Source organism: Streptomyces sp. NBC_00258 (genome assembly GCF_036182465.1).
In the GTDB taxonomy this organism is placed as follows: domain Bacteria; phylum Actinomycetota; class Actinomycetes; order Streptomycetales; family Streptomycetaceae; genus Streptomyces.
The window spans coordinates 9945054-9969750 of sequence record NZ_CP108081.1; the positions used below are offsets into that span (position 1 = coordinate 9945054).

The window sequence follows — 24697 nt, forward strand, 5'->3', positions numbered from 1 at the left end:
CAGGGCGGGCCGCGAGGGGCGGGTCAGGCGATGAAGTCGCGCACCTGCTCGTAGACGCCGTGGTCGTTGTTCATGTCGGTGTGCGAGACGCACCCGACCTCGACGTTCGTGGCACCGCTGAGGATCGCCGTGGTGTCGGGGGTCAGGGCATCGTCGCAGTTCGACCAGTAACTGGCGTAGGAGACGCTGCCCGGTGTCTCGTCGCCGGAGTTGAGCGAGGTCAGGAACGAACTGCCGGTGTACATCTCCGCGCAGGACGTGTAGATCCAGCTGCACCATCCGGCGGTCGTGGTCCCGTGGTTCGTCCCGGCCGTGGAGACGAAGTCGTCGACGTACGCGGTCCCGCCGAGGTTCTTGAGGTAGTAGCGGGAGTTCAGCGCGCCCATCGAGTGCACGACCAGGTCGACCTTGGACGCGCCGGTCTGGGAGAGCACGCTCTGGATCTTGGTGGACAGCTGCTGGGCGGTCGTGACGTTCGACTTGCCCCAGTCGTAGGACCAGGCGAACAGCTCGGAGCCGGCGTAGCCGTCGGCCTTGAAGTCGGCGGTCCAGTCGTCCCAGCTGCTCGACGAACTGCTCAGACCGTGCACGAAGACGATTGGATTGTGGGGGGTGGCGCGGGCGGCGGCATGTGCGGGGGACGCGGGCAGGGACAGAAGCAGCGACGCGAGGACCGCTGCGAAGACCGTGCCGGCAGTGCGTGTGCGGCGGGTCATGGTGCCTCCTGATGCGGGTGGGTTCGTCAGGAGTGTCAGGTCGGGTCTACGCGCGCCGCATCGGTGAAATCGCCGGTCTTTACGCACCACTTAACTCGCCAGTAACGTGAGAGGTGTGGTGACCTCGGTGAACCCCCCGCCTCTCCCGCAGCATTCGCCACCGCCCCTGATGAACGCCCCGGAACAACCGGGCGGCGCACCGCGAACGCACCCGCGAACCCCGATGTCCGAAGGCGTCCGGGTCCGGGTGCTGCGTGCCGTGCACGGCGATCCGCGCGCGGCCACGGAACTCGCCGCCGTCCTCGGCGAGCACCAACTGGCCGGTCTGGAGCCGCTTCCGGCCGAGCCCGTCGCCGTGGCCCCCGGTCTGCTGCGGTCCCAGCGGCGCGAGATCAGGACCCTCCCACCGGACACCCGGCGGCTCCTGCTGATCGCCGCCGCCGACCAATACCCCCTCGCCACGCACGCCTTCCAGCGCGCGGTGACCGCGGCCCGGCTGGACACCGGGCCCCTCGACGACGCCGAGGCGGTCGGAGTCGCGCATCAGACGTCCGCCGGAGTCGTTTTCCGGGACCCCTGGATCCGTATCGCCGCGTACGAGACCGCGTCGGCACTGGACCGGCGCGAGACCCATCGGCTGCTCGCCCGCGTCCTGCGCGGCGAGGGCGAGGCGCCCCGCCGCTCCTGGCACCGCGCCTCCGCCACGCTCGGGCCCAGCCGACGGCTCGCGGGTGAGCTGCGCGCATCGGCGCACGAGGCCCGTGCCGCGGGCGAACACGCGCTGGCCTGCGCTCTCCTCGAACGGGCCGCCGCGCTGACCCCCGACCCACGGGAACGCCCCCGCCTGCTGGCCCGGGCCGCCGCCGACGCCTGGCGCTCGGGCGACGCCGACCGGGCCCGCCGCCTCGCCACTCACGGCGATGTCGACGGGCTGAGCGGAGTGCTCGCTCTACGCGCGGGGAACGCCACGGAGTCGTTCGACGCACTGCTCGCGGAGGCGGTACGCGGCATGGAGTCGGGGGAGCGGGCGCTAGGCGGTGAGCAGGGCAGAGGCACCGACGGCGACCGCGCGGTCGGCGGTGCGCTGATCGAGGGCGCGGGCGCGGTCCGAGGCGTACGCCCTGCCGCTCCGGCCGCCCCCGACGTTGCAGCGCACCTGGTGGCACGTGCCACCGAAGCCGCCGTCTACACCGGTGACCTGCGCCGATGCCTGGAGGCCGCGGCCGTCGCCGACCGGTACGGGATCGTGTCACCCGGCACGCTCGGGGGACTGGCCGCCGCGTTCGAAGGGCGGTACGAGGACGCCCGCGACCTCCTGAAGGCGGCCGCCGGGCGCTGCGGACCCGGCGGCGACCCCACCTCGCTGATCCACTCCGCCATCGCCGCCCTGCTCCTCGGCGACCACACCCTCGCCGCTTCCGCGGCCGTACGCGCCGCCGCTTCCGCCCGGGCCAGGGGCGAGTCCATGACCGTCCCGCAGGCCATGGAGTTCCGGGCGTACGCCGAGTTCTGGACGGGCCGCCCACGGGCCGCGGGCGCCGCCACCCTGGACGCCCTGCGCCAGGCGTACGCCACCGGGCAGGACAACGGGGCCTGCCATCTCCAGGCCGCGCTCGCAATGTTCGCCGCCGTCACGGGCGACGAGGACGTCTGCCGGGCCCGCGCCGAGGCGGCCCGTACCTACGCCCTGGAACGCGGCCTCGGCCTCGCAGCCGCCCTCGCCCTGTGGGCGCTCGCCTTCCTCGACCTCAGCACCGGCCGCTACGCGGCGTCCGCGTCCCGGCTGCGCGCCCTCGCCGGATTCGGCCCAGGGCACGGGCACCGGGCCGTACGCCATCTCGCCACCCCGCACTACGTGGAAGCCGCCGTCCGAACCGGTGACACCCGGGTCGCGCGGGCCGCCCACGCCGACTACGACCGCTGGGCGAGCGCAGTCCGCAGCCCCGACGACCTTGCCCTCAGCGCCCGCTGCCGGGCCCTGCTGTCCACCGGCCCCGAGGCCGTCGAGCACTACCGGACCGCCCTCGACCTGCACGCCGGCGGCACCCGCGACTTCGAACGCGCCCGTACGGAGCTGCTGTTCGGCGGCGCCCTACGACGCCTGCGCAACCGTACGGAGGCGCGTGACCGGCTGCACAGCGCGCTCGAAGCGTTCGAGCACTTCGGGGCGCCGCACTGTGCAGCGCAGGCCCGGGGGGAACTCCGCGCTCTGGGCGAACCGGCCCAACCACCGGGTAGCCCGCGTGACTTGGCCGGTCTGCTCACCGCTCAGCAGTTGACGGTGGCCCGGATGGCGGCCGAGGGGGCGACCAATCGTGAGATCGCGTCCCGTCTGCTGCTCAGTCCGCGCACCATCGATCATCACCTGCGGGGGGTGTTCAACCGGCTCGGTATTCGGTCGCGGATCGAGTTGGTGAGGTTGTTGGCGTCGGAGGAGTGAGCGCCGCCGGAGTGCTGTTGTGTGTCTGTGGGCCGGTTGTGGCTGGTCGCGCAGTTCCCCGCGCCGCTTACGGGGCGGCCCACGTTCCACCCAGCCGGGGCGCCAGCCAACTGCCCGCCTTGGCACGGAAGTCGGCGACCGGGAGCCCACTGCAGCCCTCGGGGAGCGCGCCCAGCAGAGGCGCCTCGGCCACCACCGGCAGGTCCGCGAGGTTGCAGCGTGATGCGAGGTCCGGCTCGTTCGGCCAGCTGCCCAGCACCACACCCAGCAGGTCGAGCCGCCGAGCGCGTAGTTCGCGGGCCGTCAGCTCCGTCGTGTTGAGCGTGCCGAGTCCGGCGGAGGCGACCACCAGGACGGGCGCCTCCAGCAGTCGCGCCGCGTCCGCGAGCGTGCCGCCCTCGTCGTCGAACCGTACGAGCAGGCCGCCCGCCCCCTCGACCAGCACGAGGTCGTGCCCGGCGGCCAACTTGCCCGCCGCCTCCGCCACTTCGGCCGGCCGCACCGGTGCGAGACCGGAGCGCCGGGCCGCAGTGGCGGGGGCCAACGGCTCGGGATAGCGGGCGAGTTCGAGGGACGTCACCGCGCCCGCGAGCCGGGCCACCTCGTCGGCGTCCCCGCGCTCGCCCGGCAGCACACCGGTCTGCGCTGGCTTGAGCACGGCCACGGACCGCCCGGCCGCGAGAGCCGCCGCCGCGACGGCCGCGGTCGCCACGGTCTTGCCGACCTCCGTGCCCGTCCCAGTGATCACCAGTACCGAAGACATGTCAGCCCTCCCGAGCCGCCGCGCACACCGCGGCCGTGATCCGCGCCAGATCCGCGTCACCGGTGACGTACGGCGGCATCGTGTACACGAGGTCCCGGAACGGGCGCAGCCACACACCTTCGCGGACCGCGGCCCGGGTCGCCGCCGCCATGTCGATCTCGTGGTCGAGCTGCACGACCCCGATGGCACCGAGCACACGTACGTCCCGGACCCCCGGCAGCTCCGCCGCCGGAGCCAGCCCCTCCCGCAGCCCGGTCTCGATGCGCTTGACCTCGGTCTGCCAGTCCTGGCCGAGGAGCAGGTCGATCGAGGCGCAGGCCACGGCGGCGGCGAGCGGGTTGCCCATGAAGGTCGGGCCGTGGGCGAGCACCGGCACCTCGCCCCGCGAGATCCCGTCGGCGACCCGCGCGGTGCAGAGTGTGGCCGCCATCGTCAGATAGCCGCCGGTCAGCGCCTTGCCGACGCACATCACGTCCGGCGTCACCGCCGCGTGTTCCGCCGCGAACATGGCGCCCGTACGTCCGAAGCCCGTCGCGATCTCGTCGAACACGAGCAGCACGTCGTGCGCGTCGCACGCCTCGCGCAGCACGCGCAGATACGCGGGGGAGTGGAACCGCATCCCGCCCGCGCCCTGCACCACCGGCTCCACGATCACCGCGGCCAGCTCGTCCGCGTGCCGCTCGATCAGCTCACGCAGATGGTCCGCGTACGACTCCTCGTACGCGGCCGGCGGCGGGTCCGCGAACACCTGGCGCTGGAGCACGCCCTGCCACAGCTCGTGCATCCCGCCCTCGGGATCGCACACGGACATGGGCTGCCAGGTGTCGCCGTGGTAGCCGCCGCGCCAGGTCAGCAGGCGCTGCTTGCCCGGGCGTCCGAGGGAACGCCAGTGCTGGAGGCACATCTTGACCGCTACCTCGACGGACACCGAGCCGGAATCGGCCAGGAAGACATGCTCAAGCCCTTCGGGCGACATGTCGACAAGACGCTTCGCCAGCCGCACGGCGGGCTCGTGCGTGAGCCCGCCGAACATCACGTGGCTCATCCGCCCGAGCTGGTCGCGGGCCGCCTCGTTGAGCGCGGGGTGGTTGTAACCGTGGATCGCCGACCACCAGGACGACATGCCGTCGATCAGCTCGGTGTCCGTCCCGGCCAGCCGCAACCGCACCCCGCTCGCCGACTCCACGACGAGCGGTTGCTGCCGGCCGGGCATCGGCCCGTACGGATGCCAGACGTGCCGCCGGTCGAGCTCCAGGAGCTCGGGCACGGAGAGGCCGGATCCGGAGAGGTTGGACACGTGCAGGTCAGGCATTGGGCGCGAGGTCCGTTCCGGCGCCGCGGCGGCGTACCGCGACGAGGTCCGTACGGGCCTCGGAGGCCCGGGCCGTCTCGGGGACCCGCGCGGCCGCGGGGGCCTGCTCATCGGCGGCCGAGCCGCAGGGGCCGCAGCCGCCGCCCTCGTGGGAGCCGCATCCGGCGTCCGCGTGCGAGCCGCACCCGGCCTCGGCGTGGGAACCGCAGCCGCCGCCCGCGGTGACCCGGTGCTCCGGAAGTGTCACCTGGCCCGTGCCCTCCACCTCGAACCCGGCGTCCGCGATCATCTCCAGGTCGGCCTTGCCGGCCTGGCCCTCGGTGGTCAGATAGTCGCCGAGGAAGATCGAGTTCGCCAGGTTCAGGGCGAGGGGCTGCATCGTGCGCAGATGGACCTCGCGGCCGCCCGCGATCCGCACCTCGACGTCCGGGCAGACGAACCGGACCATCGCGAGGATCCGCAGACAGCGCTGCGGCGTGAGGTTCCACTCCTTGGCGAGGGGGGTGCCCTCGACCGGGATCAGGAAGTTGACCGGCACCGAGTCCGGGTCGAGCGCGCGCAGCGAGTAGACGACGTCGACGAGGTCCTCGTCGCTCTCGCCCATGCCCGCGATCAGCCCCGAGCAGGCGGACAGGCCCGCGGCGTGCGCCTTCTGGACCGTGTCGACGCGGTCGGCGTACGTGTGGGTGGTGGTGATGTCCCCGTACGTCGACTCGGACGTGTTCAGGTTGTGGTTGTAGGCGTCCGCGCCCGCCTCGCGCAGCCGCTCGGCCTGGCCGTCGGAGAGCAGCCCGAGGCAGGCGCACACCTCGACGCCCTCGTTCTGGTCCTTGATCGCCTTGATGGTGTCCGAGACACGGTCCACGTCACGGTCGGTGGGACCGCGTCCGCTCGCCACCAGGCAGACCCGCTTGGCGCCGCCCGCGAGCCCGGCGGCCGCGGCCTCGGAGGCCTGGTCGGGTTTCAGCCACGTGTACTTCAGGATCCCGGCCTTGGAGCCGAGCCGCTGCGAGCAGTACGAGCAGTCCTCCGGGCACAGGCCCGACTTCAGGTTGACCAGGTAGTTGAGTTTCACCCGTCGGCCGAACCACTGCCGGCGTACCTTGCCGGCCGCGGCCACCACATCGAGGAGTTCGTCGTCGGAGGTCGCCAGTACGGCCAGCGCCTCTTCACGGGTCGGCAGCTCGCGCCGAAGCCCCTTGTCCACCAGCGTGTTCAGCAGGTCCATGAGGTCCGATCCTGGCCTATCCGACCGCGCCGGGCCAAGGAGGGACCGGACAACGGAGGCCGTTCGACGTGTGGGTATTGCCACATCATGGGCGGCTGGTGGTCCGGCTAGGGTCTGTGCGCTGCCTACAAAAGGCAGGTGGGGACGGCCCAGGCGAAATGTCATGTGTCGGCGCCCCATGGAACACCCTCACCTCATGGCCCGGAGGACATATGTCGGGATCGCCTTTCGAGTGGATCGACGAGCAGGCGCGGGCGCGCCGCCGGGCCGGACTCGTCCGCACCCTGCGCCCCCGCCCCGCCGAGTCGCCGCTCCTCGATCTCGCGGGCAACGACTATCTGGGCCTGGCGAGGCACCCCGAGGTCACCGGGGCGGCCGCGAGCGCCGCGCGGGCGTGGGGCGCCGGGGCGACCGGCTCCCGGCTCGTCTCCGGCTCCACGGAACTGCACGCGGAACTCGAACGCGAGCTGGCCGAATTCTGCGGGTTCGAGTCCGCGCTGGTCTTCTCCTCGGGGTACGCGGCCAACCTCGCCGCCGTCACCGCGCTGGCCCCGCACGGCTCTCTCGTCGTCTCCGACGCGGGCAATCACGCCTCGCTGATCGACGGCTGCCGTCTCGCGCGCGGCACCACCCAGGTCGTCGCGCACGCCGACCCCGACGCCGTGCGCAAGGCGCTGGCCACGCATGCCGGAGTTGCCGTCGTCGTCTCCGACACGGTCTTCTCGGTCGACGGCGACGCGGCCCCGCTCACCGGACTCGCAGCCGCCTGCCGGGAGTCAGGCGCCGCGCTGCTCGTGGACGACGCGCACGGTCTCGGCGTACTCGGCGACGGCGGCCGGGGCGCGCCGCACGCGGCCGGTCTTGCGGGCGCGCCGGACGTGGTCACCACCGTCACGCTGTCGAAGTCGCTCGGCAGCCAGGGCGGCGCCGTTCTCGGACCGGCCCACGTCATCGACCATCTGGTCAACGCGGCCCGCACCTTCATCTTCGACACCGGTCTGGCCCCCGCGGCGGCGGGCGCGGCCCTCGCGGCCCTGCGTCTGCTGCGCAGGGAACCGGAACGGGCCACGCGCGCGCGTGCCGTGGCGACCACCCTGCACGAACGGCTGACGGCCGAGGGTCTCGAAGCCGTACGACCGGACGCCGCCGTCGTCTCCGTGCGCGCACCCTCCCCGGAGCGGGCCGTGCGCTGGGCCGCGGACTGCCGCGAGGCCGGTCTCGCCGTCGGCTGCTTCCGTCCCCCGTCGGTGCCCGACGGCATCTCACGGCTGCGGCTCACCGCCCGCGCGGACCTCACCGACGGGCAACTCGACCGTGCCGTACGCCTGATCATCGAAGCGCGGCGATAAATCCCTCCCAGGCGGCGGGGGCGAAGAGCAGGGCGGGTCCCGACGTGTTCTTCGAGTCGCGCACCGCGAGCAGTCCGGCCCATGGTCCGGATCCCGGACGGGCCGTCTCGACGCAGTTGTTCATTCCCGTGCTGCGGCTGCTGCGCTGCCACCGCACACCGTGCAGACGGGTGCTCGAAGGTAGGGACCGAGGCAGGGGGGCGGGCATGGTGCCTCCTTATGCGCCGTGAGCTGCACCGGCGATGAAATCCAACGTTTCCTCGGGCGAAAGGGCGTGGACCTGAAGGGAGTCGAAGGCCTCGCTGTAGGCCTGGAGGTCTTCTTTCCGTTCGAGATAGAGGCTACTCGTCAAGTGGTCTAGAACAACCACATCCAGATCAGATGTGCTCGGAAACGAAAAAATAACAAAGGGCCCTGTGGCGCCGACATGAGCTCCAACTCCGAACGGCAGCACCTGAATCCGCACGTGAGGGAGTTGCGCGGCCTCTCTGAGGTGGTCCAACTGCCGTGCCATGACCTCCGGTCCGCCGACCGTTCGTCGTAGGGCCGCCTCGTCGAGTACCGCACTCAGTCGGAGCGGTGGATTCGAACGCAGTACGTCCTGACGGGCGAGGCGCACCTCCACCAGCGCGTCGACCTCGCCGTCCGGCGCCCCGCCCATGGCCGCCCGGGTCACCTCGCGGGCGTACTCCGGCGTCTGCAGCAGCCCGGGCACGACGGAGTTCTCCAGCGTACGCATCACGCTGGCCTGCGACTCCAGGCTGATGAAGTCGCTGTAGGCGGACGACAGAAGACCCCGGTAGGCGTGCCACCAGTGGTGCCGGCCGTTGTCGTCGGAGCCCGCCAGCACCACGAGCAACTCGCGCAGTTCCGCGTCCCGGACCTCGTAGGCGTCGAGGAGCCGCTCCACGTCCGCGGGCTTGACTCCGCTGCGGCCGGTCTCGATCCGGCTCACCTTCGACTGGTGCCAGCCGACGAGCCGGGCGGCCTCGCCGCTCTTGAGGCCCGCACGGGCACGCAGGGCACGCAGTTCGGCACCGAGTTTCCGGCGGCGCACAGCGGGACCGTACTGCATGGCCGTCTCCTTCCGACCGTCGCGCCGGCGCTATATCGTCCGGCGTCACGCCGACCGTAGAGGACGAACCGGCCGCCCGCCCAAATACGGTCGGCCGTCGCAGAGTTCACCGCTTCGAGCGACAGATATATGCATATCTCGGTGGATCGGCACCGTGAACGCCGAGGTAGTGGCACTCTGGCGCAAGCACCAGTCCGGGACCGTACTCGAAGTCATCCGCTTCGTGTCGGACTCCGGTCCCGTGGGAAAGGGACGACCTCGCCATGGCAGACCACCAGGAAGCATCCGTCACTCTGCCGAGCGATCCCGCCTCGGTCTACGCCGCCCGCACGTACGTCACCGACGTGCTGGCCGAATGGGGACTTCCATCCGACACGGAGGCGGCCGACACGGTCCGGCTCATCGTCTCGGAGCTCGCGACCAACGCCGTACAGCACACGTTCGGGCAGTCGCCCACCTTCACGGTGGACATCGAACTCGACCGCGACGAACAACTGCGCATCGGCGTGACCGACAGCCACCCGCGCTTCCCGAAACGTCTGCCCGCGGCCGTCCAGCAGGACAACGGCCGCGGCATGGTGATCGTCCGCTGGCTGACGGTCGAGTGCGGCGGCAAGCTGACGGTCCGGCCCACCAGAGAGGGCGGCAAGACGGTCTCGATCATGCTGCCCTGGACGGCACCGGTACAGCCCGCGAGAGCCGACTGAGTGCCGTGCCCCACTGGTGGCGTGAAGGCGCCCGCTAGTCCTCGCCGGCGGAGCTCTGCATCAGGTGGGGGAGGAGCGCCCACAGCCCCGCGCAGACGACCAGCGTGGTCGCACCGGCCGCGATACCGCCCGCCCGGTTCGTCGCCACGTCCACGACGAGCAGGACCGAACCGGAGAGGGCGAACGCGAGCACGCCGAGTCCGATCTGGGCCAGGTGCGAGGAGGCGTTCACGACCTGCGGCTTGGCGCCCTGCTGGAAGAGCCGGCGATGGAGCGCGGCCGGGGCCGTGAAGAGCGCGGCGGCCAGCACCGAGAGCAGCAGCGTGACGACGTACGTGGCGCGCTGGAACGAGTCCAGGGAGGGGAAGCGCGGGGTGAACGCGAGGGTGAGCAGGAATGCGAAGAGGATCTGCACCCCGGTCTGCGTGACCCGCAGTTCCTGGAGCAGTTCGTTGAAGTTGCGGTCGGCGCGCTCGAGCCGGGTCTCGTTGCGCTCCTCGTGGTGATGAAGGTCGCCCATAGGTGAAGGAGTAACCACTCAGCCGCGAATATCACGCTCCGGGCCCCGGGAGGGGGCCGCGGCGATCACCGCGGCCACCTCCCGGGCGGGTCACCTGACCCGGCCGTACCAGACGCTCTTCGTCCAGATCTTCTGGAGCTTCACCACTTCCCCGGTCTTCGGGGAGTGCCAGATCCGTCCCTTCCCGGCGTAGATGCCGACGTGGTAGACGTTCCGGCCCGAGTGGAAGAAGACCAGGTCTCCCTGCTTGCGGTTCGAAGCGGAGACATGGTTCGTCTTGTTGTACTGCGCGGCGGCCGTACGCGGCAGGGACTTGCCCGCCTTCTTGAACGAGTAGAGCGTGAGGCCGGAGCAGTCGAAGCGCTTGGGCCCCACGGCTCCGTACTTGTACGGGGAGCCCTTCTTGGAGGCCGCCACCTGGAGTGCCTTCGTCGCGGGTGTGGCCGCTTCAGCGCCGGACGTGAATCCGGGGGCCACGATGCCGCCGCCGACAGCGGCGATGGTGAGAGCCGATGCGGTACCGGCCCTGCTGAACAGCGACGGGACACGATTGAGCGCAGTCATGCGCAACCCTTCGTCAGCCGCCTGTGAAGGATGACCTGTCGGATTCGGGCTGGCGAAGTTGCCCGGCCGCTGACGCGGCTTCACCCCAAGGGCTGCTCGGCCCGGTCATGGCGTGACCGTTCCGGCGACCCGTCGTGCCTGGGTCCTCCACTCCTGCCGATCCACTTCTGTCGACCGGTCATCCGGGCGGCGGCAGGACTCGGCGTCCGCCCGGATCGCCCCGCCGCTTGTGGCGGGGGCTTGTCGTCGGAAGGGATCTTGACGCACGGATGTCCCAAAAGCCGAGCGGAATCGGCGATTTGTGGGCTTACTCACCACTCACCCGTTCGGGTGGACAGCCTTTCCCACGGGAGGGCTCGAGGGGGTCGACGACCCTCGTACCAGCACCGGAACGTCTGATTCCGTACGGAGGCTACGCGGGTTGCGCAACTCCCACGGGCCTGTAAAAGCAGCTCTGACTACGCTGTTCGGTGGTACGCCTTTCGGTCCGTTTGAACCCTGACCCGGACGTCTCGTCAGATGCCTGCGTGACGCCGGGTCCGTGGCGGTACGTCAGCTGTCGGAGCGCGGCGGTAGCGCGATCCGGCCCGCTCGGCGCTCACCGTCGAGTACGCGCAGCGCCCGCGCCAGGGTCGGCGCGTGCACCTCGTGCTCGCCGCGCTGGTGCATCAGGGCCAGCGCGTCACGCAGCGCGGTGGCCCTGCCCACCAGGGCCTGGGCCGCGCGCAGCCCCCGGTAAGTGTCCCCGGAATGGGCCGGGTTGATCCGGCCGAGCAGGTCGACCACTTCGAGGTAACGGTCGATCAGCTCGGCCTCCGCGCGGGTCAGGGCCGGCAGCGGCGGCAACTCGGGTGGGAGCATCGGCCGCTCACCTCGCGCCGCGTGCGCTCTGGGTGGACTTCCGGCTCGAGACGATCCGGTCGATCAGTCCGTACTCCAGCGCCGCCTGCGCGTCCAGGATCTTGTCCCGCTCGATGTCCGCGCCGATCCGCTCCCGGCTCTGACCCGTGTGCCGGGCGAGCATCTCCTCCAGCTGCCCACGGGTACGCATCAACTCGTCGGCCTGAATGGCCAGGTCGGACGCCTGTCCCTGGACGGGCTCGGAGAACGACGGCTGGTGGATCAGCACGCGGGCGCCCGGCAGCGCGTGCCGCTTGCCCGGTGTGCCGGCCGCCAGCAGCACCGCCGCGGCCGACGCCGCCTGCCCCAGGCAGATGGTCTCCACCTCGCAGCTGACGAACTGCATCGTGTCGTAGACGGCCGTCATCGCACTGAACGAGCCGCCGGGGGAGTTGATGTAGAGCGAGATGTCCCTGTCGGGTGCCTGGTACTCGAGGTGCATGAACTGCGCCATCACGTCGTTCGCCGAGACGTCGTCGATCGGCGTCCCGAGGAACACGATCCGCTCTTCCAGCAGCTTCGAGTACGGGTCCATGGTCCGGCTCCCCGAGCTGGTGCGCTCGGTGAACTCGGGCAGGACATAGCGGGCGGACGGTCGGGTCATGACACACGCTCCTCCGGGAGAGGTCCTGTAAAAAATGTACAGGACGTACATGACGTTATGATGGGGAGCATGGCCTACGAGATTCCGGTGACGCAAGCCAGGGCTGAGCTCGCCGACCTGATCAACCGGGTGGTGTACGGCGGTGAGCGCGTCGTCGTGACGCGGCACGGGAAGCCGCTTGTCGCTCTCGTGTCCGCGGCTGACCTGGAGCGACTCGAGAAACTCGACGCGGCGATCGAGGCGGGGGTGGAGGAGCCGGTGATCAGTGCGGTGTCGAGTGTTCGTGAGGTGGGTTCCGCTCCTCGCGAACGCCAGCGGTTCGGGATTGCCGCGGAGCATCGGGGGCCGGGGGCGTCTTAGGCGGCTTGTGGGGTGGGTGGTTGCCCTTGTGTGCCGGGTGCGGGCGGGGTGGGGGCTTGTCGCGCAGTTCCCCGCGCCCCTGGGTGGGTGAGGGTCGGGCGGTACATAGGCATGTGAGCTCCTGAAACGCGTATGACCGTGCACCCCTGTCCGCTACTTCAGGGGTGCACGGTCGGTTCTGTGGGGGTCAGTTCGTCGGTGCGGGCTCGCGTTCTGCGGCTGCCGACCCGGTGTTCTCCTTGCGGCGCTTGAGCGCGCTGCCGAGGAGGACTGCGCCGAGTCCCAGTGCGGCCCACCAGGTCAGGGTGAGGGCCGGGCCGGATGCGGCGGCTCCGTCGAAGAACGAGATCGAGCGGAGCAGGGAGGCGCCGGCGCCAGGTGGGAGCCACTGGCCGATCGTCCCGACCGGGTCGGGCAGCATCTCGGGTGCCGTGGCGGCGCCCGAGAACGGGTTGCCGAGCATCATCACGACGAACGCGCCCAGGCCGATGCCGGGCGTGCCCAGCAGGGCCGCAAGGCCCGCGACCGCTGCGCCGACCGCCAGCGTGGCCAGGCCCAGAGCGCCCGCCTGGGCCCACCAGTTCCCGGTGAGCGCGCCGAGCCAGCTGCCGGCGAGCGCGGCCGCCACCAGGCCGACGAGCGCGGACGCACCGACCAGAGCGGCGATCGCGCGCCGCCCGCGCAGCCCGAGCAGGGTCACGACGGCTCCCGCGGCGATGCCCGCCAGCGTCAGCGGCAGCACGCTCGACGTCAGGGCCGAGCCGCGCGGGTCGTTCTCGGCGGCCGGTACGACGTCGACGGTACGCACCTGGGCGCCGCCCGCCTGCTGGGTCACCGACTGCTGGAGCAACTGGGCCACCAGCGGGCTCGCGGCCGAGGCGGTCAGCAGCTTCGGCCCCTGCGCGGTGACGACGACCGCGCCGTATACGGTCCGGTCCTCGATGGCGTCCCGGGCGGCGGCCTCGTCGGCGTAGTGGTGGATCTCGAAGGCGCCCTCGTGTTCTCCGAGCTGCTTCTCGACCTGGGCGACCGCAGTCGCGGGGCCCGCCACGCCGAGTGGCAGATCGCGCGGCGCGGTGCGGGCCGCGGGCCAGGCGAAGGCCCACAGGGCGAGGGCCACCAGCACGGGCACCAGTACGACGACGGCGACGACATGGCGCCCGTGCGACGACGTGACCGGCTGCTGCGGCGCCTGTGACGACTGGGGCGAGTGTGGTGACGCGGTCCCGGTGTGCGTAGCGGATGTCGCGGACATGGTCTCTTCCCTTGATTCGGATCGGAGGCGGCACGCTAAAAAGAAGGATCGTTCGTTTTACTTGTTCCGTCACTGTCCTGCGAGGGCCCGCACTTGTCAAGAAGGAATGTTCGTTTTAGTTTTCGGTCATGGCCCGCGTATCCCAGGAACACCTCGACGCCCGTCGCCGCCAGATCCTCGACGGCGCGGCCCGCAGCTTCGCCCGCAACGGGTTCCATGCCACGTCGATGCAGGACGTGCTGAAGGAGGTGGACCTCTCGGCGGGCGCGGTCTACCGCTACTTCAGCGGCAAGGACGAGCTGATCGCGGCCATCGTCACCGAGGTCCTCGGAGGTATTCGCGAGGCCTTCGAAGAGGCCGCCCGGCAGACTCCGCCCCCGCCGCCCGACGTACTCGTGGGCCAGGTCATGACCCAGGTGCTCGGCCTCGGGGGCGGCGAGGCGAAGCACGGGCTGGCGTGGGACGGGGATGCCTCCTTCCCCCGGCTGATGATCCAGGTCTGGACGGAGACACTCCGTGACGGCGAGCTGTCGCGGGTGCTGCGCGAGGGCTTCGGCACCGTGCGCGAGGCCTGGGTGAAGGTAGTCGAGGGCTACCAGGAGGCCGGGGTGATGCGGGCGGACATTCCCGCCGACCACGTCGCCAGGACCATGATCGCCACCGCGCAGGGGTTCGCCGCCCAGCAGGCGCTCTTCGGCTCGGCGCCCGTAGAGGTGATCCAGGACGGTCTGCGGGCGCTGATGAGCATGGAGCAGCCACGCTGACGTGGCTCTCGGTCGGGGTGCGGAGCGCAGGCCGACGATCAGGTCGGCCGGTCGGCTCGTCCTTCGTGATCCTCGTGAATCCTCGTGCGAACTCCCGCGCGGCGGTTAACGTCCCTGAAATGCCGCGCAACTAGCCTGCACCACCACGTCACCAGGGGTTTTCGCAGCCCGGGACGCGCAGAGTCGCGCATTCCGGCCGCGTACCGCAGTCGCGTACTGCATCCGAATCCTTCGTGGTGGCTGCGGCAACCGGACCCCGCACGGTCCGGAGCGAGGACTGTGAGGTGGACGCCGTGCAACTGACGCCGCACGAGCAGGAGAGGCTGCTCATTCATGTGGCCGCCGATGTGGCCGAGAAGCGCCGTGCCCGGGGGCTGAAGCTGAACCACCCCGAGGCCGTCGCCCTGATCACCTCGCACATCCTCGAAGGGGCCCGGGACGGCCGTACCGTTGCCGAGCTGATGGCCTCCGGGCGCAAGATCCTCACCCGCGAGGACGTCATGGAGGGCATCCCCGAGATGATCCACGACGTCCAGGTGGAGGCCACCTTCCCGGACGGCACCAAGCTCGTCACCGTCCACGACCCGATCGTCTGACGGGGGAGCGGCCGCCATGATTCCCGGAGAGATCCTGTTCGCCGACGGACCCGTCGCCTTCAACGAAGGCCTTGAGGTCACCCGGCTCACCGTCCTCAACGCCGCCGACCGGCCCGTGCAGGTCGGCTCCCACTACCACTTCGCCGAGGCCAACCCCGGACTGGACTTCGACCGCGCCGCCGCGCGCGGCAAGCGGCTCAACGTCGCCGCCGGCACCGCCGTGCGCTTCGAGCCCGGGATCCCCGTCGACGTCGAACTCGTTCCGCTCACCGGCGCCCGTGTCGTGCCCGGCCTGCGCGGCGAGACCGGAGGTGCCCTCGATGCCTGAGATCTCGCGTGCCGCGTACGCCGACCTGTTCGGCCCCACCACCGGCGACCGCATCCGGCTCGCCGACACCGATCTGCTGATCGAGATCGAGGAGGATCGTTCCGGCGGCCCCGGACGTGCCGGTGACGAGGCCGTGTTCGGCGGTGGCAAGGTCATCCGCGAGTCGATGGGCCAGTCGCGTGCTACGCGCGCAGACGGCACCCCGGACACCGTCATCACGGGTGCGGTGATCATCGACCACTGGGGGATCATCAAGGCCGACGTGGGCATCCGCGACGGCCGGATCACCGGCATCGGCAAGGCGGGCAACCCGGACACCATGGACGGGGTGCACCCGGACCTGGTGATCGGCCCGGAGACCGAGATCATCGCGGGGAACGGGCGGATCCTGACCGCGGGGGCCATCGACGCCCATGTGCATCTGATCTGTCCGCAGATCGCCGACGAGGCGCTCGCCTCCGGGATCACGACTCTCATCGGCGGCGGCACCGGTCCGGCCGAGGGCTCCAAGGCGACCACCGTCACGCCCGGTCCCTGGCACCTGGCCCGGATGCTGGAGGCGATGGAGGAGTACCCGCTCAACTTCGGGCTCCTCGGCAAGGGCAACACCGTCTCCCAGGAGGCGATGCTCTCCCAGCTGCGCGGCGGGGCGCTCGGACTCAAGCTGCACGAGGACTGGGGCTCCACGCCCGCCGTCATCGACGCGGCGCTCACGGTGGCGGACCGGACCGGCGCGCAGATCGCCATCCACACGGACACCCTCAACGAGGCCGGGTTCGTGGCCGACACGCTCGCCGCGATCGCGGGGCGCACCATCCACGCGTACCACACGGAGGGCGCCGGCGGCGGGCACGCGCCGGACATCATGAGCGTGGTCTCCGAGGCGCACGTGCTGCCCAGCTCGACCAACCCGACCCGGCCCTACACCGTCAACACCGCCGAGGAACACCTCGACATGCTGATGGTCTGCCACCACCTCAACGCGGCCGTGCCCGAGGACCTCGCCTTCGCCGAGTCCCGGATCCGGCCCACCACCATCGGGGCCGAGGACATCCTGCACGACCTCGGCGCGATCTCGATCATCTCCTCCGACGCGCAGGCCATGGGACGCGTGGGGGAGGTCATCATGCGGACCTGGCAGACGGCCCACGTCATGAAGCGGCGGCGCGGCGCGCTGCCCGGGGACGGGCGCGCGGACAACCGTCGTGTACGTCGCTATGTCGCCAAGTACACGATCAACCCGGCCCTCGCCCAGGGGCTCGCCCGCGAGGTCGGCTCCGTCGAGACCGGGAAGCTCGCCGACCTCGTGCTGTGGGAGCCCGCGTTCTTCGGCGTCAAGCCGCATCTCGTCGTCAAGGGCGGGCAGATCGCGTACGCGCAGATGGGCGACGCCAACGCGTCCATTCCCACACCGCAGCCGATTCTTCCCCGGCCGATGTTCGGGGCGATCGGGCGGGCGCCCGCCTCCAACTCCTTCAACTTCGTTGCGCCGATCGCGATCGAGGACGGGCTGCCGGAGCGGCTGGGGCTCGGCAAGCGGTTCGTGTCGATCGAGTCGACCCGTGGGGTGACCAAGGCGGACATGCGGGAGAACGACGCGCGGCCGCGGGTGCAGGTCGATCCCGACAGCTTCGCCGTCACGATCGACGGGGAGCTGGTGGAGGCCACACCGGCTGCCGAACTGCCCATGGCTCAGAGGTACTTCCTGTTCTGACCGGTGCTTCCTGTGCTGACTTCTGACTCCGATTCTGTGTTCTGAGGCTCGTCATGTCGCGTGCTGCGTTGCTTGTACTGGCCGACGGTCGGTTTCCCGCCGGAGGGCATGCCCACTCCGGTGGCGCCGAGGCGGCGGTCAAGGCCGGGCGGATCACCGGGGCGGGGAGTCTGGAGGAGTTCTGCCGAGGGCGGCTGCACACGGCGGGGCTGGTGTCGGCCTCGCTCGCCGCGGCCGCCGCCCTCGGGCTCGATCCGGTGGAACTGGACAGTGCCGCGGACGCACGTACGCCGTCCCTCGCCCTGCGGGTCGCCGCCCGGAAGCTCGGGCGGCAGTTGATGCGGGCCGCTCGGGCGACGTGGCCCTCCGCCGAACTCGACGCGCTGGCACGGGAGTTCCCCAAGGGGGCCCATCAGCCGGTCGTTCTCGGGCTGGCTGCCCGGGCCGCGGGGCTCGGCGCGGAGGATGCCGCGTACTGCGCTGTGTACGAGAGTGTCAGTGGGCCGGCGAGTGCGACGGTGCGGTTGCTGAGTCTTGATCCGTTCGATGCGACCGGGGTGTTGGCTCGGTTGGCTCCTGAACTCGATGTGGTTGCGCGGGAGGCGGGTTTGGCGGCGCGGAGTGCGTTGGAGAGTGGGGTCGGGGTGTTGCCTGCGGCTTCCGCGCCAGTGTTGGAGATCAGTGCGGAGGTGCATGCTGCTTGGGCTGTGCGGCTGTTTGCCTCGTAGGGGGTTCTTTCGCCCCCGCCGCCCCTACCCGTTCCCGTCCCCTGGGGGCTGCGCCCCCAGACCCCGCTCATCGGCCTGAACGGCCTCGTCCTCAAACGCCGGACGGGCTGGGTGGGGTCGGGCGGGCTTGGAGAGTTCCGCCAAGAAGAGTTCCGCCAGGCAGAGAAAGGGAGCCGCCACCATGCACCTCGATCACCTTCACACCCATGACGGCCCTCCGGCCGTAAGCGCCGACGCCCACCGGCCCGACGGGCGGCGGCGAGCGTTGCGGATCGGGCTCGGGGGGCCCGTCGGGTCCGGGAAGACCGCGACTGTGGCGGCGCTCTGTCGGGTTCTGCGGGATGAGTTGTCGTTGGCCGTTGTCACCAATGACATCTATACGCGCGAGGACGCCGAGTTCCTGTTGCGGGAGGCCGTGTTGCCGCCCGAGCGGATCACCGCCGTGGAGACCGGGGCCTGTCCGCACACGGCGATCCGTGACGACATCTCCGCGAATCTCGAAGCCGTCGAGGACCTGGAGGATGAGGTCGGGCCCCTGGACCTCGTTCTTGTCGAGTCGGGGGGTGACAACCTCACCGCCACCTTCAGCAAAGGGCTTGTCGACGCTCAGATCTTCGTGATCGATGTCGCGGGTGGGGACGACATTCCGCGTAAGGGTGGGCCCGGGGTCACCACCGCCGACCTGCTCGTCGTCAACAAGACCGATCTCGCTCCGTACGTCGGTTCCGACCTCGGGCGGATGGCCGCCGACGCCAAGGCGCAGCGGGCCGAACTGCCGGTGGTGTTCCAGTCGTTGCGGGCCGAGGACGGGGTGAAGGACGTCGCCGCATGGGTGCGGGGGCAGCTCGCCGCGTGGACGGCATGACGGCCGGAGAGGCCGGGATGTCCGCGGTGTCCGGGGCGTCCGGAGTGCGTGCCCTCGCGCGGATCGGGGCGCGGGCCGACGGGCGGGGCGGTACCGCGCTGCCCACGCTTGAGGGGCAGGGGCCGCTCGCCCTGCGGCGTACGCGGGCCAGTGGTTCCGAGGCGCGGGTCATGCTGGTCGGGGCGATGAGCGGGCCCCTGGGCGGTGACCACTTCACCGTCGAGGCGGAGGTCGGTGACGGTGCGCGGCTGCACGTCGGGTCGGCCGCCGCCACCATCGCGCTGCCGGGGCAGGCCAAGGGCGAGGCACGCTACGACGTACGGCTCACGGTGGCCGAAGGTGGTGAACTGCGCTGGCTGCCCGAGCAGTTGATCTCCGCCGGTGGTAGTGAGCTGTGCGTGGCCACGTGTGTGGACCTTGCCGCCGGTGCGCGGCTGGTGCTGCGCGAGGAGCAGGTGCTCGGGCGGGCCAACGAGGAGCCCGGGCGGCTTGCCAGTCGGCTCACCGTGCGGCTCGACGGGCGTCCGCTCCTCGACCAGGAGCTCTCCTGCGGACCCGGGGCGCCGGGCGGGTGGGACGGTCCCGCCGTGCTCGCCGGGCATCGCGCGCTCGGGCAACTCATCGTCGTACGACCGGAGTTCGGGCAGCGGCCGGTCGAGGTGCGGTTGCTGGGGGAGTACGCCGCAATCACCCCGCTCGCCGGTCCCGGAGCTCTCGTGACCGCGCTCGCGCCCGACGCGCTGCGCCTGCGGCGCATCCTCGACGAGGCGCTCGGCGCACTCGCCTGAAACAAACCGCACCGCTCAACGGGCAGCGATGTTCCGGTTATCGGATTGGCAAAGAAGCCACTTCACCCCTGTTCTCAGGGACCTCACAGCCGGAAGGATCCCCCTACTGACCACAACGACAGTAGACAGTAGGGGGAGGACTCACTTGAGGGGTTTGAGAAGGGCGACGGCGTTCGGCTCGGCCGGAGCGCTCGTCACAGCGACGCTGATAGCCGGCGCCGTCGCGGCCCCGACGGCCAGCGCGGAAAGCCGCCACGGCCAGGACAGCCAGACGCGCGGCGCCGCGATCGCCGCCGCTCGCGCGGCCAAGGCAGGTATCGACTGGACGGACTGTCCGGCCGACTGGGGAATCGCGAAGCCCGTCCAGTGCGGCTGGGTCACGGTGCCGCTCAACTACGCGAAGCCCAACGGCAAGAAGATCAAGCTCGCCGTGGACCGCATCGGCAACACGGGTACGAAGGCGGAGCGCCAGGGCGCACTCGTCTACAACCCGGGCGGCCCCGGCGGCTCCGGACTGCGCTTCCCGCTCCGGGTCACCACCAAGAACCCGCTGTGGGTGAAGGCGTCGAAGGCGTACGACTTCGTGGGCTTCGATCCGCGCGGCGTCGGCCACTCGGCGCCCATCTCCTGCGCCGACCCGCAGGAGTTCGTCAAGGCGCCGAAGATGGACCCGGTGCCGGACTCCGAGGCCGACAAGCGCGCCCAGCGCAAGCTCGCCGCCGAGTACGCGGCCGGCTGCGCCGAGCGCAGCGGCGAGATGCTGCCGCACATGACGACCCCCAACACCGTCCGTGACCTGGATGTCATCCGGGCCGCGCTCGGCGAGAAGAAGCTCAACTTCCTGGGCGTCTCGTACGGCACGTACATCGCCGCCGTGTACGGCACGATGTACCCGACCCACGTCCGCCGCATGATCGCGGACAGTGTCGTCAACCCGTCGCGCGAGAAGATCTGGTACGAGGCCAACCTCGACCAGGACGTCGCCTTCGAGATGCGCTGGAAGGACTGGCAGGACTGGGTCGCCAAGAACGACGCGGCCTTCCACCTCGGCGACACCCGGGCCAAGGTCCAGGAGCAGTGGCTGAAGCTGCGTGCCACAGCCAAGAAGAACCCCATCGGCGGGGTCGTCGGCCCGGCCGAGCTCATCGGCTTCTTCCAGAGCGCCCCGTACTACGACTCGTCGTGGGTGCCGGTCGCGACCGTGTTCAGCAAGTACGTCGCCGGTGACACCCAGGCACTCGTCGACGCCGCGGCCCCCGACCCGTCGGACACCGCGGGCAACATCGCCTCGGAGAACGGCAACGCCGTCTACACGGCCGTCGAGTGCACCGACGCCAAGTGGCCCACCAGCTGGAAGAAGTGGGACCGCGACAACACCGAGCTGCACAAGAACTACCCGTTCATGACGTGGGCCAACGCCTGGCTGAACCTGCCGTGCGCGACCTGGCCCGCCAAGCAGCAGACCCCGGTCAACGTGAAGTCCGGCAAGGGTCTGCCGCCCGTCCTGATCGTGCAGGCCACACGTGACGCCGCCACTCCGTACGAGGGTGGCGTCGAGCTGCACAAGCGGTTCAAGGGCTCCCGCCTGATCACCGAGAAGGACGCGGGCTCGCACGGTGTGACCGGTCTGACCAACCCCTGCATCAACGAGCGGGTGGACACCTACCTCCTCACCGGCAAGGTCGACTCGGCCGACGTGACGTGCACCCCGCACGCCACGCCCAAGCCGTAGCAGCAGGAGTCACGTAGCAGTACGCGGACGAGGGGCGGCCGGGATTCCGGCCGCCCCTCGTTCATGCCCGCAACCAGGCGTCCTCCGCCGCGTAGTCGAAGAGGTCGCCGTAGGCCTGGAACATCTTCGGGTACGCCTCCCGCCAGTCCCGGCCTGCCAGTTGCCGCTCGATCCAGGCGACCGTGTCCGGCAGCGTCTCCGCGTACCGTGCCACGGCCCTGTATCCCAACTCCCGTTCGGCGGCCGCCATGTCGCAGACCACCGGGTGCGGCACGGACCACGGAGTGCCGCCGACGGTCTCGGCGGGCGCGGGCCCGTCGACCAGGACGCTCTCGGTCTCGACACCCATCACCGCGTCGATGGCCACGGCGATCTCCGCCACCGTGGGCGCGTCGGGATCGACGGCGTTCAGTGCCCGGGCGCCGGGCTTCCGCGCGGCCAGGCGGACCAGTTCGGCGATGTTGTGGACGCTCGCCGGATGGAACCGGCTCTCCCCGCCGTACGCGAGTACGCGTCGCCGCCGGCCGTCCAGGTTGCGCTTGACGAAGTACAGCTCGCGCGGGGTACGGCAGTACGGCCCGTGGATCGCGCCCGCGCGCAGCAGCGTGGTCGGCAACTCATCGGCCGCGGCGAGGAGTTCACGCTCCAGACCGGCCTTGCGAGTGCTGTAGGAGGTTTCGGCGGGCGCGATGGTCCGCTGCTCCTCCGACAGGGGCACCGGATACTCCGGGAACCCGTCGGGCTGCTCCTGCGTATCGAAGTTGCGGCCCTTGTCGTCCTCGTAGACCGACAGGCTTGAGACCACCACGGCCGATCCGACGCGGCCGGCCAGATGCGTCAACTGCCGTGCGTGCTCCGGCCCGTAGGCCACCATGTCCACCAGTACGTCGCAGCCGTCGCCGACCGCGGCGGCCAGCGCGGAGTCGTCCGCGCGGTCCGCCCGTGCCGTCCGTACCCCGTCGGGCCAGGACCCGTCCCGTCCGCCGCCCCGCGAGACGGCCGTCACCTCCCAGCCGTCCGTGGCCAGCGCCTTCACGGCCACCCGCCCGATCTGTCCCGTCGCTCCGATCACCACAGCTCGTCCCATGGGGCGACCGTAGGACTCCCGCCGCCGGGATCCCAGTGCATTAGCTGTGGGCAGACCGGTTCCGCTCGGCGGACGTCGGTCCGGGGACGGTCACCTCAGTGGCATACGCGGGAACTTGCGTTTCGCCAGCGCCGCCTTCTCGGCGGCCTCCTCCGCCTTGACGACGGCCGCGTACCGGTCGACGTACTCCTGCTCGGAGAGGGTGAGGATCGCGTACATGATCTCGTCGGTGATGGCGCGCAGGATCGCCTTCTCGTTCTCCATGCCGGCGTAGCGGGAGAATTCGAGGGGTTCGCCGAAGCGGATCGACACGGGGTGGATCTTGGGGATCTTCCGGCCGGGGGGCTGGGCCTCGAAGGTGCCGATCATCGCGCACGGGATGACCGGGACCCCGGCTCTGAGCGCCATCACCGCGACGCCGACCTTGCCCTTGTAGAGGCGGCCGTCGTGCGAGCGGGTGCCCTCCGGGTAGATGCCGAGCAGCTCGTCCTTGCTGAGCACGCCGAGACCCTCGCGGATGGCCGCCTGCCCCGCGTCCTTGCCGGAGCGGTCCACCGGGATCTGCCCGGCGCTGCGGAAGAAGAACGCCGTCAGCCGGCCTCTGACGCCCGGGCCCGTGAAGTACTCGGCCTTGGCGAGGAACGTGATGCGCCGCTTGAGGATCGCGGGCATCAGGAAGTGGTCCGAGAACGACAGGTGATTGCCCGCGACGATGGCCGCACCCGTCGCCGGTACGTGCTCCAGACCTTCGATCCGAGGGCGGAAGACCAGCCGCAACAGCGGTCCCAGAATCACGTACTTGAGAACGTAATAGAACAAGGGGTCGCTCCTCACTTCACAGGATCGGCTCAACCGCCGCGTTCTGGCTGGTCAACAGGTGTGCTGCGGGACGCCAGTGTATGTGCAGGGGCGGATCTCCGTAACCGTCCCCGAACGCACTCATGCTGCCCCGTCGCCCTCTTCCGGACCAGCCGTCAGGGCAGTACCTGGCTCGATCTTGACGTGTCGCCGCTGCCCAACTGGTCGGCCAGGCAGGCGAGATACAGGGCCATGGTGGTCCGGTGCTCCCGCAGGGGCCGGCCGGTGATCTGCTCGATCTTGTTCATGCGGTAGACCACGGTGTTGCGGTGGACGTGCAGGGCCTCGGACGCCTTTACGAGGTTGAAGCCGTTCTCGCACCACGCGGTGATCGTGTCGCGGAGCACCGGCCAGTCCGGCTGGGCGCGCAGGTCCGTGGCGGTCAGGTCGAGCAGGCGGTTGCGCGCGGGCTGGCCGACGGCGGCCAGAACCTGGTGGACCCGCAGATCGGTGATCAGGTGGACGGGGACACGGCCGGCCAGCCGGGCGCCGAGCCGCAGCGCGTCGCACGCGTCCTGGTACGAGTCGTGCAGGGCGCCGACCGAGGCGGCCGGTTCGCCGATTCCCGCGCGGGCCATGAGGCCGCCCTGAGCGGCGATGAGGTCGGTGACGCGCCGGCAGTCGACGGACAGTGCGGCCTCCGGCTGGTCGGGCTGGAGCCGGTGCAGTACGCCGATCCAGCCGGGAGCCGTCGTGGCGATGATGTCCTGCGGGTCGGCGAACACCTCACGGACCGTGCGGAGCAGTTCCGAGCGGACCAGCGCCATGTCCCGGGTCGGTGTGCCGTGCCGACGGCCGCCCGTGTCCGGCACGGTCACCTCGAAGGCCACCGCGACCCGCCGCAGCCGCAGGTCGAAGCCCAGCTCGGCGGCCCGGAAGACGAGGAAGTCGCCCTCCACCACCTGCGGGTCGTACGAGGCGATGTCGGTGAGCAGCTTCTCGGCCGCCCGCTCGGCGAGCAGCCGGGAGCGGAGCATCACCGACTCCCGGAGCAGGATCTCCGTCTGCCGTTTCACCAGCAGGCCGAAGCGGCGCACCTGGGCGGGCGTACCGGTGATCCCGACCGTCCCCACCGCCTGTCCGTCGGTGACCAGCGGCAGCGTGACTCCCGGGCGCACACCCTGGAGCCGATGTGCCTGCGACGCGTTGTGCGTGGCCGGTTCCTGTGTACGGATCACCTCGACGGACGCCTCGTGGAACGTGCCGACCCGGTGGGTGTCACCGCTGCCGATGACCATCCCGTCCGCGTCGGTGATCAGCACGTTGAAGCCGATGACCGCGGAGGTGTCCCCGGCGATCTCCTGGGCGAGCGACGGACTCAGCACGAGCGTTCCTTCCGTCGTGGGGACGGACCGGGGACGGACCAGGGGTGGATCGACGATGGATCCGAGGTGTCGAAGTGGACGCACCGTACAGCAGACCGCGAGATTTCGGCCCCAAGTTC

The 24697-nt window shown here is 70.8% G+C and carries 26 protein-coding genes and 1 riboswitch; of the genes, 12 read left to right on the forward strand and 14 right to left on the reverse strand.

Annotated features, from left to right (window positions below; translation table 11 throughout):
* Positions 1–23 precede the first annotated feature (23 nt).
* A complete protein-coding gene (locus OG718_RS44260) occupies positions 24–716 on the reverse strand; it encodes an esterase/lipase family protein (RefSeq protein ID WP_143643038.1) in 693 nt (230 codons plus the stop codon).
* Between the two features lie 223 nt (positions 717–939).
* Between OG718_RS44260 and OG718_RS44265 the strand changes: the two genes are divergently transcribed.
* The gene (locus OG718_RS44265) at positions 940–3156 is read left to right on the forward strand and encodes a helix-turn-helix transcriptional regulator (RefSeq protein ID WP_328846807.1); all 2217 of its coding nucleotides are present in this window, start codon (positions 940–942) and stop codon (positions 3154–3156) included.
* A 67-nt stretch (positions 3157–3223) separates the two neighbouring features.
* Here OG718_RS44265 and bioD read toward each other — a convergent pair whose 3' ends face one another.
* Genes bioD through bioB form a run of 3 tightly spaced genes read right to left on the reverse strand, consistent with a single transcriptional unit; the run spans position 3224 to position 6459 of the window.
* Positions 3224–3919, reverse strand: a complete 696-nt coding sequence (bioD, locus tag OG718_RS44270) for a dethiobiotin synthase (protein WP_328846808.1) — start codon at positions 3917–3919, stop codon at positions 3224–3226.
* 1 nt (position 3920) lies between these two features.
* Complete coding sequence (locus OG718_RS44275; protein WP_328846809.1) at positions 3921–5231, reverse strand: adenosylmethionine--8-amino-7-oxononanoate transaminase; 1311 nt, start codon at positions 5229–5231, stop codon at positions 3921–3923.
* Positions 5224–6459 (reverse strand): biotin synthase BioB, encoded by a 1236-nt coding sequence (gene bioB, locus OG718_RS44280; protein WP_143643034.1) that lies wholly within the window; start codon positions 6457–6459, stop codon positions 5224–5226. The genes OG718_RS44275 and bioB overlap by 8 nt, the downstream gene beginning before the upstream one ends.
* A 212-nt stretch (positions 6460–6671) precedes the next feature.
* Here bioB and OG718_RS44285 point away from each other — a divergent pair, with 212 nt between their 5' ends.
* The gene (locus tag OG718_RS44285; protein WP_143643033.1) at positions 6672–7808 is read left to right on the forward strand and encodes an 8-amino-7-oxononanoate synthase; all 1137 of its coding nucleotides are present in this window, start codon (positions 6672–6674) and stop codon (positions 7806–7808) included.
* On the opposite strand, the gene OG718_RS44290 is transcribed toward OG718_RS44285, so the two are convergent.
* Together OG718_RS44290 and OG718_RS44295 are read right to left on the reverse strand one after the other, a co-directional pair.
* The gene (locus OG718_RS44290) at positions 7789–8016 is read right to left on the reverse strand and encodes a DUF397 domain-containing protein (protein ID WP_328846810.1); all 228 of its coding nucleotides are present in this window, start codon (positions 8014–8016) and stop codon (positions 7789–7791) included. The genes OG718_RS44285 and OG718_RS44290 overlap by 20 nt on opposite strands.
* A gap of 9 nt (positions 8017–8025) precedes the next feature.
* A complete protein-coding gene (locus tag OG718_RS44295) occupies positions 8026–8883 on the reverse strand; it encodes a helix-turn-helix domain-containing protein (RefSeq protein ID WP_328846811.1) in 858 nt (285 codons plus the stop codon).
* Between the two features lie 263 nt (positions 8884–9146).
* On the opposite strand from OG718_RS44295, the gene OG718_RS44300 reads away from it, so the two are divergent.
* The gene (locus OG718_RS44300) at positions 9147–9590 is read left to right on the forward strand and encodes an ATP-binding protein (RefSeq protein ID WP_143643030.1); all 444 of its coding nucleotides are present in this window, start codon (positions 9147–9149) and stop codon (positions 9588–9590) included.
* 34 nt (positions 9591–9624) lie between these two features.
* Here OG718_RS44300 and OG718_RS44305 read toward each other — a convergent pair whose 3' ends face one another.
* The 4 genes from OG718_RS44305 to OG718_RS44320 all read right to left on the reverse strand — a co-directional run bounded on the left by OG718_RS44305 (position 9625) and on the right by OG718_RS44320 (position 12178).
* Positions 9625–10110, reverse strand: a complete 486-nt coding sequence (locus OG718_RS44305) for a DUF6328 family protein (RefSeq protein WP_328846812.1) — start codon at positions 10108–10110, stop codon at positions 9625–9627.
* Positions 10111–10200: 90 nt separating this feature from the next.
* Positions 10201–10674, reverse strand: a complete 474-nt coding sequence (locus OG718_RS44310; protein ID WP_143643028.1) for a C40 family peptidase — start codon at positions 10672–10674, stop codon at positions 10201–10203.
* 3 nt (positions 10675–10677) lie between these two features.
* Positions 10678–10811: riboswitch (cyclic di-AMP (ydaO/yuaA leader) on the reverse strand.
* 415 nt (positions 10812–11226) lie between these two features.
* Positions 11227–11535 carry a hypothetical protein gene (locus OG718_RS44315; protein ID WP_055615901.1) on the reverse strand — a complete coding sequence of 103 codons (309 nt, stop codon included), beginning with the start codon at positions 11533–11535 and terminating at the stop codon, positions 11227–11229.
* A gap of 7 nt (positions 11536–11542) precedes the next feature.
* Positions 11543–12178 (reverse strand): ATP-dependent Clp protease proteolytic subunit, encoded by a 636-nt coding sequence (locus OG718_RS44320; RefSeq protein WP_328846813.1) that lies wholly within the window; start codon positions 12176–12178, stop codon positions 11543–11545.
* Between the two features lie 69 nt (positions 12179–12247).
* Here OG718_RS44320 and OG718_RS44325 point away from each other — a divergent pair, with 69 nt between their 5' ends.
* On the forward strand, positions 12248–12538 hold the full coding sequence (locus OG718_RS44325) for a type II toxin-antitoxin system Phd/YefM family antitoxin (RefSeq protein ID WP_055615905.1): 291 nt from the start codon (positions 12248–12250) through the stop codon (positions 12536–12538).
* A 187-nt stretch (positions 12539–12725) separates the two neighbouring features.
* Here OG718_RS44325 and OG718_RS44330 read toward each other — a convergent pair whose 3' ends face one another.
* Positions 12726–13793, reverse strand: coding sequence for an ABC transporter permease (locus OG718_RS44330; protein WP_328846814.1), 1068 nt, complete (start codon positions 13791–13793; stop codon positions 12726–12728).
* Positions 13794–13921: 128 nt separating this feature from the next.
* Between OG718_RS44330 and OG718_RS44335 the strand changes: the two genes are divergently transcribed.
* From OG718_RS44335 to OG718_RS44370, 8 genes are all read left to right on the forward strand, one after another.
* Positions 13922–14557, forward strand: a complete 636-nt coding sequence (locus OG718_RS44335) for a TetR/AcrR family transcriptional regulator (RefSeq protein ID WP_143642977.1) — start codon at positions 13922–13924, stop codon at positions 14555–14557.
* A gap of 293 nt (positions 14558–14850) precedes the next feature.
* A complete protein-coding gene (locus OG718_RS44340; RefSeq protein ID WP_055614092.1) occupies positions 14851–15153 on the forward strand; it encodes an urease subunit gamma in 303 nt (100 codons plus the stop codon).
* Between the two features lie 16 nt (positions 15154–15169).
* Entirely contained in the window at positions 15170–15481 is a 312-nt protein-coding gene (locus OG718_RS44345; RefSeq protein WP_143642976.1) for an urease subunit beta, read from the forward strand.
* A complete protein-coding gene (locus OG718_RS44350; protein WP_143642975.1) occupies positions 15474–17195 on the forward strand; it encodes an urease subunit alpha in 1722 nt (573 codons plus the stop codon). Before OG718_RS44345 ends, OG718_RS44350 begins: the two co-directional genes overlap by 8 nt.
* Positions 17196–17248: 53 nt before the next feature.
* Positions 17249–17923 carry an urease accessory protein UreF gene (locus OG718_RS44355; RefSeq protein WP_328846815.1) on the forward strand — a complete coding sequence of 225 codons (675 nt, stop codon included), beginning with the start codon at positions 17249–17251 and terminating at the stop codon, positions 17921–17923.
* A 181-nt stretch (positions 17924–18104) separates the two neighbouring features.
* A complete protein-coding gene (gene ureG / locus OG718_RS44360) occupies positions 18105–18788 on the forward strand; it encodes an urease accessory protein UreG (RefSeq protein ID WP_328846816.1) in 684 nt (227 codons plus the stop codon).
* Positions 18789–18805: 17 nt separating this feature from the next.
* Positions 18806–19576 carry an urease accessory protein UreD gene (locus OG718_RS44365; RefSeq protein WP_260695721.1) on the forward strand — a complete coding sequence of 257 codons (771 nt, stop codon included), beginning with the start codon at positions 18806–18808 and terminating at the stop codon, positions 19574–19576.
* A 145-nt stretch (positions 19577–19721) separates the two neighbouring features.
* Entirely contained in the window at positions 19722–21308 is a 1587-nt protein-coding gene (locus OG718_RS44370) for an alpha/beta hydrolase (protein ID WP_328846817.1), read from the forward strand.
* Between the two features lie 61 nt (positions 21309–21369).
* On the opposite strand, the gene OG718_RS44375 is transcribed toward OG718_RS44370, so the two are convergent.
* The 3 genes from OG718_RS44375 to OG718_RS44385 form a co-directional block, all read right to left on the reverse strand.
* Entirely contained in the window at positions 21370–22395 is a 1026-nt protein-coding gene (locus tag OG718_RS44375; RefSeq protein WP_328846818.1) for an NAD-dependent epimerase/dehydratase family protein, read from the reverse strand.
* 90 nt (positions 22396–22485) lie between these two features.
* On the reverse strand, positions 22486–23214 hold the full coding sequence (locus OG718_RS44380) for a lysophospholipid acyltransferase family protein (protein WP_143642970.1): 729 nt from the start codon (positions 23212–23214) through the stop codon (positions 22486–22488).
* A gap of 155 nt (positions 23215–23369) precedes the next feature.
* Positions 23370–24578 carry a CdaR family transcriptional regulator gene (locus tag OG718_RS44385; protein ID WP_143642969.1) on the reverse strand — a complete coding sequence of 403 codons (1209 nt, stop codon included), beginning with the start codon at positions 24576–24578 and terminating at the stop codon, positions 23370–23372.
* Positions 24579–24697: the final 119 nt, after the last annotated feature.

What these genes read in the sequence shown, in the direction of transcription:
- bioD (WP_328846808.1), bottom strand. Translation starts at nt 3,919, where the DNA reads ATGTCTTCGGTACTGGTGATCACTGGGACGGGCACGGAGGTCGGCAAG.
- OG718_RS44320 (WP_328846813.1), bottom strand. Translation starts at nt 12,178, where the DNA reads ATGACCCGACCGTCCGCCCGCTATGTCCTGCCCGAGTTCACCGAGCGC.
- OG718_RS44355 (WP_328846815.1), top strand. Translation starts at nt 17,249, where the DNA reads ATGTCGCGTGCTGCGTTGCTTGTACTGGCCGACGGTCGGTTTCCCGCC.
- ureG (WP_328846816.1), top strand. Translation starts at nt 18,105, where the DNA reads ATGCACCTCGATCACCTTCACACCCATGACGGCCCTCCGGCCGTAAGC.
- OG718_RS44330 (WP_328846814.1), bottom strand. Translation starts at nt 13,793, where the DNA reads ATGTCCGCGACATCCGCTACGCACACCGGGACCGCGTCACCACACTCG.
- OG718_RS44260 (WP_143643038.1), bottom strand. Translation starts at nt 716, where the DNA reads ATGACCCGCCGCACACGCACTGCCGGCACGGTCTTCGCAGCGGTCCTC.
- OG718_RS44285 (WP_143643033.1), top strand. Translation starts at nt 6,672, where the DNA reads ATGTCGGGATCGCCTTTCGAGTGGATCGACGAGCAGGCGCGGGCGCGC.
- OG718_RS44300 (WP_143643030.1), top strand. Translation starts at nt 9,147, where the DNA reads ATGGCAGACCACCAGGAAGCATCCGTCACTCTGCCGAGCGATCCCGCC.
- OG718_RS44290 (WP_328846810.1), bottom strand. Translation starts at nt 8,016, where the DNA reads ATGCCCGCCCCCCTGCCTCGGTCCCTACCTTCGAGCACCCGTCTGCAC.
- OG718_RS44305 (WP_328846812.1), bottom strand. Translation starts at nt 10,110, where the DNA reads ATGGGCGACCTTCATCACCACGAGGAGCGCAACGAGACCCGGCTCGAG.
- OG718_RS44365 (WP_260695721.1), top strand. Translation starts at nt 18,806, where the DNA reads ATGTCCGCGGTGTCCGGGGCGTCCGGAGTGCGTGCCCTCGCGCGGATC.
- bioB (WP_143643034.1), bottom strand. Translation starts at nt 6,459, where the DNA reads ATGGACCTGCTGAACACGCTGGTGGACAAGGGGCTTCGGCGCGAGCTG.
- OG718_RS44295 (WP_328846811.1), bottom strand. Translation starts at nt 8,883, where the DNA reads ATGCAGTACGGTCCCGCTGTGCGCCGCCGGAAACTCGGTGCCGAACTG.
- OG718_RS44265 (WP_328846807.1), top strand. Translation starts at nt 940, where the DNA reads ATGTCCGAAGGCGTCCGGGTCCGGGTGCTGCGTGCCGTGCACGGCGAT.
- OG718_RS44350 (WP_143642975.1), top strand. Translation starts at nt 15,474, where the DNA reads ATGCCTGAGATCTCGCGTGCCGCGTACGCCGACCTGTTCGGCCCCACC.
- OG718_RS44310 (WP_143643028.1), bottom strand. Translation starts at nt 10,674, where the DNA reads ATGACTGCGCTCAATCGTGTCCCGTCGCTGTTCAGCAGGGCCGGTACC.
- OG718_RS44275 (WP_328846809.1), bottom strand. Translation starts at nt 5,231, where the DNA reads ATGCCTGACCTGCACGTGTCCAACCTCTCCGGATCCGGCCTCTCCGTG.
- OG718_RS44335 (WP_143642977.1), top strand. Translation starts at nt 13,922, where the DNA reads ATGGCCCGCGTATCCCAGGAACACCTCGACGCCCGTCGCCGCCAGATC.
- OG718_RS44375 (WP_328846818.1), bottom strand. Translation starts at nt 22,395, where the DNA reads ATGGGACGAGCTGTGGTGATCGGAGCGACGGGACAGATCGGGCGGGTG.
- OG718_RS44345 (WP_143642976.1), top strand. Translation starts at nt 15,170, where the DNA reads ATGATTCCCGGAGAGATCCTGTTCGCCGACGGACCCGTCGCCTTCAAC.
- OG718_RS44325 (WP_055615905.1), top strand. Translation starts at nt 12,248, where the DNA reads ATGGCCTACGAGATTCCGGTGACGCAAGCCAGGGCTGAGCTCGCCGAC.
- OG718_RS44315 (WP_055615901.1), bottom strand. Translation starts at nt 11,535, where the DNA reads ATGCTCCCACCCGAGTTGCCGCCGCTGCCGGCCCTGACCCGCGCGGAG.